Source organism: Paenibacillus zeirhizosphaerae (assembly GCF_030705605.1).
In the GTDB taxonomy this organism is placed as follows: Bacteria; Bacillota; Bacilli; order Paenibacillales; family Paenibacillaceae; genus Paenibacillus; species Paenibacillus zeirhizosphaerae.
In genome coordinates, this window is sequence record NZ_JAPCKK010000011.1 from 414,014 (window position 1) to 429,313 (window position 15,300).

Below are 15,300 nucleotides of genomic sequence, written 5' to 3' on the forward strand. Positions count from 1 at the left end.
AAAAAAATCCTAAATTTTTTTTATTTCGTCTCAGCGGCGATTCCTAGCGGAAAATGACAAGCGACCTGACGGCCCGGCAGCACTTCTGTCAGCTTCGGCTCCTGCTTACGGCATGTATCCTGCACCAGTGGACAGCGAGTATGAAAACGGCAGCCTGACGGAGGGTTGGCAGGAGATGGAACGTCACCCGTCAGCATGATACGGTCCCGCTTTACCTTCGGATCCGGCCGCGGGATGGACGACATCAAAGCCGCCGTATAAGGATGAAGCGGCTGTGCGAACAGCTCTTCCGTGAGAGATACCTCTACCAGCTTGCCCAGATACATCACGCCTACACGGTCTGAAATATGACGCACAACATTAAGTCCGTGGGCAATGAACAGGAAGGTCAGGCCCAGCTCCCGCTGCAGCTTCATCATCAGGTTAAGCACCTGGGATTGTACGGACACATCCAGCGCAGATACCGATTCGTCCGCAACGATAAATTTCGGGTTCAGGGCAATTGCACGGGCGATACCGACCCGCTGCCGCTGGCCGCCGGAAAATTCATGCGGGTAACGGCTGCGTCGGGAAGCGTCCAGGCCAACCAGCTCCATGAGTTCAACGACCCGTTCATCGATCTCTTTGGCCGACATGCGGCGATGAACCAGCAACGGCTCTCCGATAATCTCTCTTACAGTAAAGCGGGGGTTCAGGGATGCAAAAGGGTCCTGGAACACAATTTGCATTTCTTCCCTAAGTTCTCGGAGCTTGTTCTCCGGCAGCTTATGAATATCCGTCCCTTGGAAACGCACTTCCCCCTCCGTAGCTTCCAGCAAACGAAGGATAACACGGCCCAGGGTAGATTTGCCGCAGCCCGATTCTCCAACCAGACCAAAGGTTTCTCCCTTGCGAATCGAGAGAGATACACCATCGACCGCCTTTACATGACCAGTCACACGGTTGAATAGTCCACTTTGAATCGGGAAATATTTTTTCAAATGATCCACTTCAATTAAAAATTCGGTACTCATACACGTTCACTCCGTTTCTCCAGTTCGCTGCCCTGCTTCTGGTCGTCAAACAACCAGCATAAAGCCCTCTGATCCTTTCCAATCTGGAAGGACGGAGGCTCCTTCTCCCTGCAAATGTCCATAGCATGCGGACAACGGGGATGGAACCGGCAGCCGGAAGGAAGCTGTCCAAGCGAAGGGATGCTTCCCTGGATGGTGTACAGTTCATTTCCGCGTTCCCCTTCCAGGCCTGGAATAGACTTCAGCAGCCCAAGTGTGTACGGGTGACCGGGATTTTCAAATATTTCCTCAACCGAGCCCTCTTCCACGATTACTCCGGCATACATAACGGCAATCCGGTCGGCCATTTCCGCTGCCACACCCATGTCATGCGTAATCAGCAAAATGGACATCCCGATTTCCTTCTGCAGCTTGCGGAGCAGGTCCAAAATTTGGGCTTGTACCGTTACATCCAGCGCGGTTGTCGGCTCATCGGCAATCAGCAGCTCGGGACGGCAGGCCAGCGCGATCGCGATGACGACCCGCTGACACATACCGCCGGACATCTCATGAGGATATTGCTTAGCGCGGACTTCAGGCGCAGGAATGCCGACCATGCGCAGCAGATCAACAGCTTCCTTCCAAGCCTGCTTCTCGCTCTTCTTCTGATGCAGTCTGAGGCTTTCGGCGATTTGCTCCCCTACGGTAAATACCGGATTCAGCGAAGACATCGGATCCTGAAAAATCATCGCGATCCGGTTGCCGCGAATATGTCTCATCTCTTCCTGGCTTTTTTCAGCCAGATTTTCACCGTGAAACAGAATGCTCCCTTCCAGCAAAGTTCCGCCTGCATAATCAATCAGCCGCATAATGGAATGGGAGGTTACACTCTTCCCACTGCCGGATTCTCCGACAAGACAAACGGTCTTCCCCTTCTCCAGCGAGAGGGTGACTTTGTCCGTGGCTCTGATCCATCCTTTTTCCGCTTTAAAGCCAGTTGTTAGTTGGTTGATTTCAAGTATTTTCTCTGTCACCTTGCGATGATCCCCCTTTGATGAACTTTCCGTTAAATTGCGTTATACGAAATGACATGCTACAAAATGCTCTCCTCCCACATCTCTGTAGGCCGGCACCTCCTGTCTGCATGGATCAGCCGCGAGCGGGCAACGGGTATGAAACTTGCAGCCTGCAGGCGGATTAGCCGGGCTAGGGATGTCCCCTCGCAGCACAATCCGCTGTCTACGCACTGTAGGGTCCGGGATAGGCACTGCTGATAGCAGGGCCTTGGTGTACGGATGAAGCGGGTTGTTGAAAAGCTCTTCCTTGCCGGCCATTTCCACCATCGAACCGAGATACATGACTCCTATGCGTGTGCAAAGATGCTCCACCACACTAAGATCATGGGAAATGAACAAATACGTCAACTGCCGGTCCTGCTGCAGGTCACTAAGCAAGTTTATGATCTGCGCCTGGATGGACACATCCAGCGCCGACACCGGCTCATCCGCCACAATGAAGTCCGGATTCATGATCAGGGCGCGGGCGATACCAATCCGCTGCCGCTGGCCGCCCGAGAATTCGTGCGGAAACCGATCATAATGGTAAATTGACAGCCCACAGATCCGCAGTGTCTCATGCACCCGCTCCCGCAGCTCGCTGCGTTCGATCAGCCCGTGATCCAGCAGCGCTTCTCCAATCGCCTCGCCAACCTTGATCCGCGGATTCAGCGAGCTGAAGGGGTCCTGGAACACGATTTGCATTTTCGGACGCAGTTGGCGGATTTTCTCTTTGGACAATGCATAGATGTCTTCACCTTTATAGCGGACTTCGCCGTCAGTTTTATCCGTCAGTCTTAAGATGGTCCTCCCAATGGTGCTCTTACCGCAGCCCGATTCGCCGACCAGGCCGAAAGATTCTCCTGTATAAATACGGAAGGATACATCGTCCACCGCTTTGACATCCCCTACCTTGCGCTGCAGGATGCCCCCAGTGATCGGATAATACTTCTTGAGACGGTTTACTTCAATCAGCGCTTCGCTCATGACGGCTGTCCCCCTTCGTCCTCGTACAACCAGCAAGCCACCTTGTGGCCCTCCTCGTCAGCGCGGAGCGGTGGGACCTTCTCCCTGCATATTTGCATGCAAAATTCACAGCGTTCGTGAAAATGGCAGTTGTTCTCCAGCTCAATCGGGTTCGGCACCTGGCCCGGTATCGAATACAGCCTTTGCTGTCTTTGGTTGATGACCGGCTTGGCTTTCAGAAGTCCCTGTGTATACGGGTGCTTCGGCCGCTTGAACAGATCGAATACCGAAGCTTCCTCAATGACATTTCCTGCATACATCACCACCACGTAATCGGCCATTTCAGCTACCACACCCAGATCATGTGTGATCAGCATAATGGAGGTCTTCATTTTGGCTTTCAGATCACGCATCAAATCGAGAATCTGCGCTTGAATGGTCACATCCAACGCTGTGGTCGGTTCATCCGCGATCAGCAGCTTGGGATTGCAGCTCAGGGCAATCGCAATCATGATGCGCTGGCGCATGCCGCCACTCAATTCATGCGGATAGGATTTGAAAATAATTTCCGGGCGGGAAATCCCCACCAGCCGGATCAGCTCAATCGCATGTTCCTTCGCTTCCCTATTGCTCATCAACGTATGCATCAGCAGCGGCTCCATAATCTGTTCGCCGATCGTTAACACAGGATTCAATGAAGACATCGGCTCCTGAAAAATAATAGAGATCTCATTGCCGCGGATTCTCTGCATCTGCTTCGTGTTCAGCGACAGCAGGTTCTGGCCCTCGAACCAGATCTCTCCCTCAGAGCTATGCGGTGAATCGATCAGACGCATCATGGTCATAGCGGTGACGCTCTTACCGCAGCCCGATTCACCTACGACACACAGCGTCTCCCCTTCCCTGATTTTAAAGCTGACATTATTGACGGCTTTGACGGTTCCGTTCGAGGTATGAAAATGGGTTTTTAAATGACGAAATTCAACCAATGCATTCTCCATAAGCGTCGTCTCCTTCTTAGGAATAACCGCAGCCTACCTTTTCGTTTTGGGATCCAGCGCGTCACGCAGCCCGTCCCCGATCAAGTTGATCGCTACGACGGTCAGCAGAATACACATGCCAGGCGGAACCCAGAGCCATGGACGTTTGCGGAAATCAATCAGGTTGTTGGCTGCCGAAATCATATTGCCCCATGAAGGCGTAGGCGGAACGACACCGATCCCAAGAAAGCTCAGCGCTGATTCGGTAATAATCGCACCTGCGACGCCCAGTGTAGCCGTAACGATAATCGTCGGGATCGTATTGGGCAGAAGATGACGGAAAATTTTGCGGCGGTCACGCAGACCAAGCGCTTCCGTAGCCTGCATGAATTCCTGTTCACGAAGCGTCAAAATCTGGCCTCTGACGAGCCGTGACAGCGTGGTCCAGCTCAATCCTCCGATAATCAGCATCAAAAAATAAATCCGATGTTTCGGGTCAACCTTCAGATCGGACAATACCGCCCCCAGAATAATAAGCAGCGGCAGTTGCGGAAGGGACATGAAAATATCGGCTATACGCATGATCAATGCATCCACACTTCTCCGGTAGAAGCCAGCCAATGCCCCCAGCGTCGCCCCAATGGCCACGGAAATCGCTGTTGCCACCAACCCCACGGTCAACGAAATCTGGCCTGCCAGCATGGTTCGCAGCAGAATATCCCTGCCCAGCTTATCCGTACCAAGCCAATGCGCGGCGCTTGGCGCCTCGTTCTTGCTGTTCAGGCTGTAATCATTGACGTTGTAAGGCGACAGCCAGGGGCCGATAAAGCTGATCAGCACCATGATGACCAGGATTACTAGTCCCGAAAGAGCCAGTCGATTACGCCCAAAGCGCCGCATCGCCACTCTCCACGGAGACGATTCACGACGCGCAGGAGCCTTCTGATTCACTTCCACTGATACCGTTTCAACGGACAACCCAATCCCCTCCTATCATCAAAGATATGAGCTTGAAGCCATGTTCTCCACTCAAATCGTTACTTTAAGCGGATACGAGGATCGGCCACACCATACAGAACGTCAGACAACAGGTTGCCCAGCAGCGTCAGAATGGCCAAAAAAATGGTGAAACCCAGCATAAACGGATAATCCCGCATTGTGATCGATTCCAGGTAGACTTGACCGACGCCAGGCCAGACGAATACCTTCTCCAATATAATGGCTCCTCCGAACAGCGCCGGCAGCTCGAAGCCCAACAGCGTAATCGCCGGGATCAGCGCGTTGCGAAGCGCATGCTTGAAAATAACGGTTCGCTCCTTCAGGCCTTTGGCTCGGGCGGTGCGGATATAATCCTGACGGATCACCTCAAGCATGCTGGTGCGGAAATAACGAGTCAGACTGCCCGTGCTAAGCATCGTTAGGACGAGAACCGGCAAAAACATATGCTCAGCCACATCCAGCACATATGCCCAACTGCCTGCGTGGCTTTGCCCCGCCGTGGTCATGCCTCCAACCGGGAACCAGCCCAGATCGAGCGCAAAAATTTTGATCAGCAACAGACCTATAAAAAAGGAGGGCAAGGACATGCATAAGAAAATAAAAAGTGTCACAAGCTTATCAAACAGTGAATATTGAAACTTGGCGGAAAATACACCTGCAAACACGGCAATGATCCAACTGAATATCAGACTGAAAAAGGCAATGATCACGGAGTTCCATACATAATTGCTAATCACCTGGGTGACCGGCTGCTTATGCTGCAGCGATTCTCCCATATTGCCCTGCAGCATATTGCCCATCCATATGAAATACCGCTTATATTCCGGCTGATCCAGGCCGTAAATATGCCGGAGCTGGGCTTCCTTCTCGGCTGTCATGTTCGGGTTGCCTGTGCCTGTAATATAATCTCCCGGCACCATAGCGGAAATCGCGAACACGATAATGGATATGCCGATCAAGGTAGGGATCATCTGCAGCAGCCTCCGTACGATATACTGCTTCATGGTAAGATTCCTCCCGGCTGATAAGTGATATGCCCAGCTCAATACGAGCTGAGCATATATGGGACTTCCGGCTATTGGGCAATTTCCACATTGTACAAGCTATATTCAAATTCTTTAAAAGGAGAAATATCAAACCCGCTCAGCCTACCGTTGATTGGCCACATATCCCGTCGCTGGTACAGGAAAATAACTGGCAAATCTTTGTTCAGCTCCTGATATAGCTGTTTATATAGATCTTTTCGCTTTTCCTGATCCAGCTCTTTCTTGGCTGCCAAGGTCAGCTCATCCACCTTAGGATTGGAATATCCGAGATCATTCTGCGCTCCGTCCGTAATATACGTCGTTGTATCTGGATCGGGTTCCAGACTCCATGCCGCAAAGAACATATCGAAGTTGCCTGTATCCTTTTTATCCATGATGGCGTTAAAGTCCAGCGTTTCGGAAGTCAGGTCGATTCCCAGCTCCTTGTAATTGTTCGTCATGATGGGCAGCAGTGCATCGATTACAGGATTGTCAGCGGTAGCGGAGAAGTTAATCGTAAATTTCTCACCGTCTTTTTCCCGTATTCCATCGGCTCCAGCCTTCCATCCGGCCTCATCCAGCATCTGCTTCGCTTTCTCCATTTCAAAGGAGTAGGACTCGATGCCCTCGTCCGTGTATGCCCAAGACTCCGTAGACTGCGGAATGTTCAGCACGTTGGCGTATGGACCATAGACACCCTGCACTATTTCCTCCCGGTTAAGCCCAATCGTCAGCGCCTGACGGACCAGCGGATCCTGAAATTTCTTTTCATTATGGTTAAAAGCAATATATCCATAGCCGTTTGTCGGCATAATATGCACGTTCAAAAATCCAAGAGAAGTCAGCTCTTCAACATTGTCTTCGGTAACGGTAATGTTATCCATATCCGTTTCACCCGTTTGCAGCATGGAGAGGCTGGTGCCTTCCGTAGTGGTCTTGAAGATGACCGTCTTCACTTTTGGAGCACCTTTAAAGTAGTTTGGATTTGCCTCCAGCACAACTTCCTGGCCGGGTGAAAAACTTTTCAGCACATATTGCCCGGAACCGATAGGTTTGTCATGCAAAGCCTTGATTCCGTCCATATTCCCCTTCGTATAATTCGCTCCGTAATAGCTTTCTGGCATGAACGGCAGGTCCCCGAGGAAATCCTTCGTATATGCCGTTGCTTCAGTGACTGTAATCTCTATGGTGTTGTCATCAATGACTTTAACACCCGATATATCCTTGGCATCTCCTTCAAAATAGTCCCGACCGCCTGCGATGTTAAAGGACAGCGCATCAATCTCTCCATCGTACGCCGGATCATGCAGCACCTTCAGCATAAAAGCGTAGTCTTTAACTGTCACAGGTGTACCGTCACTGTAGGTTATCCCCGGCTTGAGATGGAATGTATATTTAAGTCCGTCATCAGAAACATCTATGCTGTCCGCTAGACTCTCTGTATATGTACCGTCTTTCTCGACCTGCACGAATGAATCAAATATAGATCTTGCAACATAATCGTCATAGACCGTCTGGCGGAATAAACGGTTAAATACTCCTTTAGGAGCGGACATGCCTACAACCACTGTATCCGTACGCTGCTTCGCCAAATCCGGATTCAGCGACATATCAGATGCTTCAAATAATCCTTCACTTGCAGGCTCTGCCGTTTCTGTTGTTTCTGTTGCTGCGGCTGGCGGTTCAGCAGTCTGAGCCTCACCTCCGCCTCCCAATGCGCAGGCTGTCAGCATCGAACCAATCACAGCAATCATCAAGACCATATAAAACCATTTTCTCATATTTAGCATGCGGTAATTTTCCCCCTCCAGTAAGCATGGACAACTTACATTATAATTTGGGCCTGTAATTCACAGGCAAAGAAGGCAAAGCACTAGCTTTGAACTTGACCACAAAAGATGAAAAAAAATCGCTAATCTCATATGAATTCTTGGTGATCGTTGCAGGAGAAACCTGGAATCTGTGGCAGTGCACCCCCTCTACATTTCTTATAGGAAAAATGCTGACCTATAAACCGTTGGTCAATTACAACGAGCAGTTAACTTTCCCCATTAATTATGATTCATCTTACAGTGTCAATTTACTTTACGTCAATATATTTTTCGCAAGATAAAGTTATCTTTTATTGAAGAAAAAATGGAATGTTCAGGTTCAATGTAGTTAAATAGAAGTATTAAATTAACATACATATTACATTAAAGGTCAAAAAAACAGAGGATCAACAATCATGCTGAGGTTGAAATCATTCCGAACTGTTGGAGTATATTAAGTTGGAAATAACTAGAGGAGAATCTATTGTGGAGCCACTTTTGGGGTTTGGATAAGAATGGATTAGTAATAACTTACAATGTCATGTTACTTCTGTCAAGCATAGGAGTGGAGTCCCTTGGGAAATTCTTGCACTTCTGTACAACAAAAAAGCGCCCTCTGGAGAGGACGCCTTCATGCTTGTCAAAATGCTATTACTCCGTAGTGTACGGAAGCAGAGCGATTTGACGGGAACGTTTGACAGCGATTGTCAACATACGTTGGTATTTCGCGCTTGTTCCAGTCACACGGCGAGGCAAAATTTTACCACGCTCGCTGATGAATTTTTTCAGCAAATCTGTATCTTTATAGTCAATGTGAGTAATTTTGTTCACAGTGAAGAAGCATACTTTACGACGCTTGTTGCGACCGCGACGAGCCGGTCTTTTGTTGTCGTCTCCGCCTTCTCTTTGTCTGAAGCCCATTCTGTGTCAGTCCTTTCGTTTTAAAATGGCAAATCATCGTCCGAAATATCAATCGGCTTACCGTCATCGGAAAAAGGATCCTGATTGTTACGCGTGGAATTCCCACGCCCGCTGCCGCCTCCGTAAGAAGGCTCCTCACGCATACTTCCGCCGCCGCCGTTGCTATTACCGCCTTCACGGTTCGATTCAAGGAATCGGACATTATCAGCGACCACTTCGGTAACGTATACCCGTTTACCTTCGTTGTTCTCATAATTCCTTACCTGAATGCGTCCCTCAACAGCCGTCAAACGGCCTTTACGAAGATAGTTGGCGCAGGTTTCCGCAAGCTGCCGCCAGGTAACCACAGGAATAAAATCCGCTTCCCGCTCCCCGCCTTGGCTTGAAAACGGACGATCCACAGCCAGAGTAAACTGGGTTACTGCCACACCAGACGGTGTATAGCGAAGTTCCGGATCTCTGGTTAACCGACCGATCAGAATGACACGGTTTAACAATCTAATCCCCTCCTTTGAGCGTTGTGCAACTACATCACCAAACGTTTATTAAGCAACGTCGTTCGTAATGAGATAACGAATGACTTCGTCAGAAATTTTCATTTGACGCTCAAGCTCGGTAACTACAGCAGGCTCTGCTGTAAAGTTAACCAGAACGAAAGAACCGTCACGAAACTTCTGGATCTCATACGCAAGACGGCGTTTAGTTACGTCGTGTTTAGTAATTTCACCACCGCCGTTGGAGATGATGCCTTGGAACTTTTCGACTGCAGCCTGAACGGCTTCCTGATCAATGTCAGGGCGAATAATGTACATCACTTCGTATTTGCGCATTTCATACACCTCCTCGTGGACATAAGGCCCTCAATCTCGGTTGAGAGCAAGGAACGAGCCTAAACTCGCACCAAAAAAGTATACCAGATGGACAGCCTCATTGCAACATCAAAACACATGTTATCATCCGGTACGGGCACAATACATGTGGAGCTATCTGCATCCAAATTTGATAAGACTAAAGGAGGACTGTCACATGGGTGAAAAAACCGAGTTTGAGCCGGGCGATAAAGCTCCAAACAATGGAGTGTATATGGAGGTCGGGGAAGCCAGCTTTCATACAGAAATCACAGATCCGCAGCAGGTAAAGCTCCATAAAGGAGAATCATTTCCGGAAACAACAAATAAGGACCGAAAATGGAAAAAGAAAACGAAAGCGCGCGTGCACTAATTCATGATGTATAACGAGCCGCCCTTCTGCTCATAATATCTTCAGGCGGTGCAGCAGAGAGGTGTGGTTCCGTTGGATGACGTAGCCGGACATGAGACTGTTGGAAGATCGACTCCAGGCATTAGAAGCAGCAGAAAGTGCTTTTAAGCACCAGTATTGCCAGGCAATACACTGAGTTTCAGGATGTTGAGGAAAGATCATAATCCATTATGCACCGCCGGACAGAAGGAGGGCCCTCAAAGGTCCTCCTTCTTGATGTCCATAGTCTTATATGGTAGAATTTAGGGTGACTTCACATGGTTCGGATAGACTAAATCCAATGAACTATACTTCTTGACACGGGGGTTTTTAGATGAGTATTTCCCGTATTCTGAAATGGATTTCCGGCATTTTGGAGCTTGGTTTGGCCATACCGATCATCGGTGGCTCCATCATTATTTTCTCAGGCTACAGCGCACTTGGCTTTATGTTTGTGCTCCATGCCATTACCGTTATTTTATCCGTCCGCAACCAGGAGCCTGCTTACGGATCGTTATTCGGCATTCTTACTTCCCTTCTCGCCTGGATCCCAGTCGTTGGTTGGCTGATGCATCTCATTGCAGGTATTCTATGTATCATGACAGGAATCAAGAATTCTCCCCGGTACAATTATCCGCCTAATCCGTTCTGAGAACGAAAATTTTATACCACTTATTCCTGCTAAGCTCTGAACCCTCTCGGTTTCGGGGCTTTTATATATCCTTCCTTATCATTTGCTGAAGATACAAAAAAACCTCCCGTACCTGAACGGAAGGTTTATGATTCATATTGTAGTTATGGCGGAAAGAGTGGGATTCGAACCCACGCACGCCTTGCGACGCCTAGCTGATTTCGAGTCAGCCCCCTTGGGCCTCTTGGGTACCTTTCCGCAGCAATATAAATTTTACCACAATATAAGCAGCATTGCAACTCAAAGACCAAATTACAGGGCTGACAAACTTCACATAGATTCGGAGGATTCGGATTCTTCCATTGTAGAGCGCAACACTTTTTTCATATTTTTTTCGAACTTGGCCCGCGGGATTAACACACTATGCTTACATCCCACACACTTGATACGAATGTCCATGCCCATCCGTATAATCTCCATCTCATTGCTGCCGCAAGGATGCGGCTTCTTCATCTGGACAATATCCCCTAGCTGGAATACTTTACGCTCCATCCTTCCGCTCCTCCTCTGCCTCTACCGTGGCAGCCATTTCCTGAATGGCCAGATACACTCCATCTTCCTCTTCGAAAGCTTTTCTGACCTCTGTCTGAATTTCTCTTTGCACAATGGCATTTGTATTCGGACGGCATTCCGCAACCACCCTAATGACATATTCAGAAATTGTCATGGATTGAACACCCAGCACGTCGGGCGGAGCTGTCACTTTATAATTCCGCTCTTGGATGCCCTCCACAGCTTTTTTCACTAATTGTATTGCCTCTTTAAGACTTTTTTCGGTCTTAATTGGAATATCCACCACAGCCAATGCATTTGTCATGGAGAAGTTGGTTACGGTAGTGATCAACCCATTAGGGATAATATACACCTCTCCCTGCCAGCTTACCAGCCTTGTAGTCCTCAGGCCGATGACCTCCACCGTTCCTTTAAAAGTACCCGTTTGAATCACATCGCCTACTCCAAACTGATCCTCAAATATAATGAAGAAACCCGTTATCACGTCTTTGACCAAGCTTTGGGCGCCAAAACCAACAGCCAGCCCAATGACACCGGCACCCGCAATTAAAGGAGCCAGCTCAATGCCCATTTGTGATAAAACGAGCAAAATAAAAATAAAGTTGAATGTAACAGATATTACATTTTTTAATAATTCTCCGATCGTGGTCATTCGCCGGGTATTCAAACGGATTCTCGTCCCCTCACGCCGTTCCATCATCTTATCGATTAATTTATAGATAATGCGAATTCCAATCCGTGCAACGAGAAAAATGATGGCTATTTTCAAACAAACATACAACAGGTTCGTCCACATACCGACATCTGTCAACCATGCCCACATTTCATCTCTCCATTGAACAGCCTGCTCTACTGCTTCATCTGCTGTATTTATGCCATTGTTGTTAAGTACTTGCTGCAGCATACTGTTCTTCATCCTTCCTTATTAGTTTAGTGTTATTTAATTATCCAGACCTGCATGCTTTATATTTTCTCACAGCCTAACTCTCTCACCGTGCCAAGTATAAAAACATAAAGCATTCCATATACTAGTTACTACTATAATCGATGCAGGAAAGGAAGATATCATGAATCCTTCGTCCAGTTCTGTTTCCAAACCGGAGCCGTCCAGTCTTAAAATACCATACACCGATTCCGGAATCCAATCTGCCATTATCCACCGTCTGTTATTTTATCTTCATCAGGCTCACAGTTTGCAGAACCTGGTTATTGTATGTGTCGGGACAGATCGTTCTACCGGAGACGCCTTGGGACCGCTTGTCGGGACAAGTCTTGCCAAATGGAAAAGTCCGCTCTTTCATTTGTATGGTACACTGGACGAACCGGTGCATGCCGTGAACTTGCAGGATACCTTAGATCGAATTCATCGTCTTCATAAAAATCCGTTTATCATTGGCATTGATGCCTGCTTGGGTCAAAGCTCCAGCGTCGGCTGTATTCAGGTAGCCGAAGGACCTCTCCGTCCCGGTGCCGGCGTAAACAAAGAATTGCCGCCTGTCGGAAATATCCATTTGACTGGTATTGTAAACGTAGGCGGCTTTATGGAGTATTTTGTTCTTCAAAACACCAGACTTAGCTTAGTAATGAAACTTTCGGATATTATTTCCAAAAGCTTGTATTTAGCCATTAAAGAGTGGAACTACCATTCTGTGCCTCTTGCTGCGCAAGAGTAATGGCTTCCTTCTCTTCATCAGATAGCATATAGGAGGATGTCCCCTTTGCCACTGGCTTAGCATACACATAAGAACCGTCCCTGTTGTAGATGCCTGTCAGCACCATTCCGTTGCTCTCTTGATCCAGTAATGCCAGTGAGAAACTCAGCTCTCCTCCCCGTTCACCGAAAGCGTTGTAGCGGCTCATCCCGATATTCGCTTTCATTCCGTTCATTCTGTTTCGTATGGCATCCATCATAGACCGGTTTTTCTGTTGTTCGTCCTCGATGGAATCCATTTGCACCTTCAAATCAATCAACAAGGTCTCCAAATCATCTACACCGCTGCCAGACATCATAACTTCATATTTACGGTGTATTTTTCTCAGCTTTGCCCCTTGCACCATAACTATTATCAGCAGCATTAATATAATGAATGTGATACCCGCGATGAACAAAGATATTTGTTCCATAATTAGACCGTTCAATTCAGCCATTGACTTGCTTCTACTCCTCTGCCTTGTATAATTGTCGTGCTTGCGCATGTGGCTTTTTCATATGTCTCATTGAAAATTCTGGATGCATCTTATTCAGACATAAGAATGACATATCCCTCCCCTGCTTACAATGGAGGTTGATATGTCATTTTTGCTTCATTTTGCAGCCTGTAATTTACTTACCGCAAAAATCACTGTAGAAGCTCCAGCAATCGCTCAAGGTCCTGTTGACTGTAATAATTTAGTTCAATTTTCCCTTTATCTTTATTGTGCTTAATCCTTACGGTCGTTTTGAATCGTTCACGCAAGCTCTCTTCCACATTTTCAATATACGGATCTTTCTTTTTCTTCTTGAGCTTGCTTTGATCGTCTTCCTTCTGGCGATCCAGGTTTTGGACAGCCTCCTCCAGCTCACGAACACTCCAATGTTGTTCGATGCACTGATTGGCTAACTGTTTGAGAACCTGTTCATCCTTCACTCCTACAATAGCCCTGGCATGTCCCATTGATAATGTTCCACGTGAAACATAGTCCTTAACCTCATCCGGTAAGGAAAGCAATCTGAGGAAATTAGCAATATGAGAGCGTGATTTTCCGACCTTCATGGATAATTCTTCCTGAGTGAGCGAAAACTGCTCCATCAACCCTTGGTAAGCAACCGCCACTTCCATGGCATTCAGGTTTTCCCTCTGAAGGTTTTCTATAAGCGCAATTTCCATAACCTGCTGGTCAGTAAAATTACGGACTACTGCCGGGACGGTTGTATTGCCGCAATATTGTGAAGCCCTGAACCGGCGTTCGCCTGCAATGATTTCGTATCCTTTCAAGACGCTTCTCACTATAATCGGCTGAATTACTCCATGCTGGCGAATCGACTCAGCCAGTTCCTTAATCGCTTCCTCTTCAAACACTTTTCGTGGCTGATAAGGGTTAGCGCGCAACTGACCCAGTGGGATATCCACTACTTTATCGTCATCATTGACGGAAAGGGATGGAATCAGTGCATCGAGACCTTTTCCAAGTCTTTTACTCATAAGAAACCACTTCCTTTGCCAATTCAATATATACTTCCGCTCCACGTGAACGGGGATCATAAGTGATGATGGATTGGCCGTGTGATGGCGCCTCACTTAAACGGACATTACGGGGAATAATCGTTTGGTAGACCTTATTTTGAAAGTACTTTTTGACTTCTTCAATGACTTGGATGCCAAGATTCGTACGTGCGTCGAACATGGTCAGAAGCACACCCTCGATCTGCAGCGAAGTATTCAAGTGCTTCTGTACCAGTCTTACCGTATTCAAAAGTTGACTCAAACCTTCCAAAGCATAATATTCACACTGGATTGGAATGATTACCGAGTCAGACGCCGTCAGCGAATTAAGCGTCAGGATGCCCAGGGATGGCGGGCAATCGATCAAGATATAATCGTATCTATCCTTAACGAGTTGAAGCGACTTTTTCAGTCGAAGCTCCCGGGAAATCGTAGGCACCAGTTCAATCTCTGCACCAGCCAATTGAATAGTGGCCGGGATGATATGCAGGCCTTCCACTTGAGTAGGCATTATTGCTTCGTTGGGATCAACCTCATTAATAAGCACATCATAAATGCAGTTAGGCACATCTGCTTTGTTGATGCCTACACCGCTTGTTGTATTACCCTGAGGGTCAATATCCACGAGCAATACCCGTTTGCCGAGGGAAGCAAGACCGGCGCCCAAATTAACGGAAGTGGTCGTCTTTCCTACTCCGCCCTTTTGATTCGCTACGGCTATAATTTTGGACAATTCGTTCACCTCATAATTTATTAGGGGGTCTCTTGTAGTAGTAAGAAAAACGTCTATCGACGTACTTTCTAAGAAGCCAGGCCGCTTTAGCGGAGGCTTTTCTTGCGACTATAGAATTGTCCAGCTTCGCTGAAAATTTATAATTCTATAATCTTAAAAAGCGGCAATCGCT

The 15,300-nt window shown here is 47.8% G+C and carries 18 protein-coding genes and 1 tRNA gene; 3 read left to right on the forward strand and 16 right to left on the reverse strand.

Annotated elements, in window-relative coordinates; genetic code table 11:
• Window positions 1-20 precede the first annotated feature (20 nt).
• The 10 genes from OIN60_RS06600 to rpsF all read right to left on the reverse strand — a co-directional run bounded on the left by OIN60_RS06600 (window position 21) and on the right by rpsF (window position 9,579).
• Window positions 21-1,013 (reverse strand): ABC transporter ATP-binding protein, encoded by a 993-nt coding sequence (locus OIN60_RS06600; protein WP_305754050.1) that lies wholly within the window; start codon window positions 1,011-1,013, stop codon window positions 21-23.
• Window positions 1,010-2,026: an ABC transporter ATP-binding protein gene (locus tag OIN60_RS06605; RefSeq protein ID WP_305754051.1), complete on the reverse strand. Its 1,017-nt coding sequence runs from the start codon at window positions 2,024-2,026 to the stop codon at window positions 1,010-1,012. The genes OIN60_RS06600 and OIN60_RS06605 overlap by 4 nt, the downstream gene beginning before the upstream one ends.
• A gap of 42 nt (window positions 2,027-2,068) precedes the next feature.
• Entirely contained in the window at window positions 2,069-3,034 is a 966-nt protein-coding gene (locus tag OIN60_RS06610; RefSeq protein WP_305754052.1) for an ABC transporter ATP-binding protein, read from the reverse strand.
• Window positions 3,031-4,014 (reverse strand): ABC transporter ATP-binding protein, encoded by a 984-nt coding sequence (locus tag OIN60_RS06615; RefSeq protein WP_305754053.1) that lies wholly within the window; start codon window positions 4,012-4,014, stop codon window positions 3,031-3,033. Before OIN60_RS06615 ends, OIN60_RS06610 begins: the two co-directional genes overlap by 4 nt.
• 33 nt (window positions 4,015-4,047) lie before the next feature.
• Complete coding sequence (opp4C, locus tag OIN60_RS06620; RefSeq protein ID WP_305754054.1) at window positions 4,048-4,971, reverse strand: oligopeptide ABC transporter permease; 924 nt, start codon at window positions 4,969-4,971, stop codon at window positions 4,048-4,050.
• Between the two features lie 59 nt (window positions 4,972-5,030).
• Window positions 5,031-5,996, reverse strand: coding sequence for an ABC transporter permease (locus OIN60_RS06625; RefSeq protein WP_305754055.1), 966 nt, complete (start codon window positions 5,994-5,996; stop codon window positions 5,031-5,033).
• A gap of 71 nt (window positions 5,997-6,067) precedes the next feature.
• A complete protein-coding gene (locus tag OIN60_RS06630; RefSeq protein ID WP_305754056.1) occupies window positions 6,068-7,807 on the reverse strand; it encodes an ABC transporter substrate-binding protein in 1,740 nt (579 codons plus the stop codon).
• A gap of 672 nt (window positions 7,808-8,479) precedes the next feature.
• A complete protein-coding gene (rpsR, locus tag OIN60_RS06635) occupies window positions 8,480-8,749 on the reverse strand; it encodes a 30S ribosomal protein S18 (RefSeq protein WP_018883688.1) in 270 nt (89 codons plus the stop codon).
• A 20-nt stretch (window positions 8,750-8,769) separates the two neighbouring features.
• On the reverse strand, window positions 8,770-9,246 hold the full coding sequence (gene ssb / locus OIN60_RS06640) for a single-stranded DNA-binding protein (RefSeq protein WP_305754057.1): 477 nt from the start codon (window positions 9,244-9,246) through the stop codon (window positions 8,770-8,772).
• 48 nt (window positions 9,247-9,294) lie between these two features.
• Complete coding sequence (gene rpsF / locus OIN60_RS06645) at window positions 9,295-9,579, reverse strand: 30S ribosomal protein S6 (protein ID WP_305754058.1); 285 nt, start codon at window positions 9,577-9,579, stop codon at window positions 9,295-9,297.
• Between the two features lie 196 nt (window positions 9,580-9,775).
• On the opposite strand from rpsF, the gene OIN60_RS06650 reads away from it, so the two are divergent.
• Both OIN60_RS06650 and OIN60_RS06655 read left to right on the forward strand, forming a co-directional pair.
• Window positions 9,776-9,970, forward strand: a complete 195-nt coding sequence (locus OIN60_RS06650; protein WP_305754059.1) for a YjzC family protein — start codon at window positions 9,776-9,778, stop codon at window positions 9,968-9,970.
• Between the two features lie 352 nt (window positions 9,971-10,322).
• The gene (locus OIN60_RS06655) at window positions 10,323-10,640 is read left to right on the forward strand and encodes a hypothetical protein (protein ID WP_305754060.1); all 318 of its coding nucleotides are present in this window, start codon (window positions 10,323-10,325) and stop codon (window positions 10,638-10,640) included.
• 146 nt (window positions 10,641-10,786) lie between these two features.
• Here OIN60_RS06655 and OIN60_RS06660 read toward each other — a convergent pair.
• The 3 genes from OIN60_RS06660 to OIN60_RS06670 all read right to left on the reverse strand — a co-directional run bounded on the left by OIN60_RS06660 (window position 10,787) and on the right by OIN60_RS06670 (window position 12,096).
• Window positions 10,787-10,877, reverse strand: a tRNA-Ser gene (locus OIN60_RS06660).
• A gap of 72 nt (window positions 10,878-10,949) precedes the next feature.
• Complete coding sequence (locus OIN60_RS06665) at window positions 10,950-11,171, reverse strand: DUF951 domain-containing protein (RefSeq protein WP_305754061.1); 222 nt, start codon at window positions 11,169-11,171, stop codon at window positions 10,950-10,952.
• On the reverse strand, window positions 11,161-12,096 hold the full coding sequence (locus OIN60_RS06670; protein WP_305754062.1) for a mechanosensitive ion channel family protein: 936 nt from the start codon (window positions 12,094-12,096) through the stop codon (window positions 11,161-11,163). The genes OIN60_RS06665 and OIN60_RS06670 overlap by 11 nt, the downstream gene beginning before the upstream one ends.
• A gap of 163 nt (window positions 12,097-12,259) precedes the next feature.
• Here OIN60_RS06670 and yyaC point away from each other — a divergent pair, with 163 nt between their 5' ends.
• Window positions 12,260-12,865 (forward strand): spore protease YyaC, encoded by a 606-nt coding sequence (gene yyaC, locus OIN60_RS06675; RefSeq protein WP_305754063.1) that lies wholly within the window; start codon window positions 12,260-12,262, stop codon window positions 12,863-12,865.
• Here the strand turns inward: yyaC and OIN60_RS06680 are convergent.
• The 3 genes from OIN60_RS06680 to OIN60_RS06690 form a co-directional block, all read right to left on the reverse strand.
• Window positions 12,819-13,340: a DUF4446 family protein gene (locus OIN60_RS06680; protein WP_305754064.1), complete on the reverse strand. Its 522-nt coding sequence runs from the start codon at window positions 13,338-13,340 to the stop codon at window positions 12,819-12,821. The two genes, yyaC and OIN60_RS06680, sit on opposite strands and share 47 nt — an antisense overlap.
• Before the next feature lie 191 nt (window positions 13,341-13,531).
• Entirely contained in the window at window positions 13,532-14,374 is an 843-nt protein-coding gene (locus OIN60_RS06685) for a ParB/RepB/Spo0J family partition protein (protein WP_305754065.1), read from the reverse strand.
• On the reverse strand, window positions 14,367-15,128 hold the full coding sequence (locus OIN60_RS06690; protein ID WP_305754066.1) for a ParA family protein: 762 nt from the start codon (window positions 15,126-15,128) through the stop codon (window positions 14,367-14,369). The genes OIN60_RS06685 and OIN60_RS06690 overlap by 8 nt, the downstream gene beginning before the upstream one ends.
• Window positions 15,129-15,300: the final 172 nt, after the last annotated feature.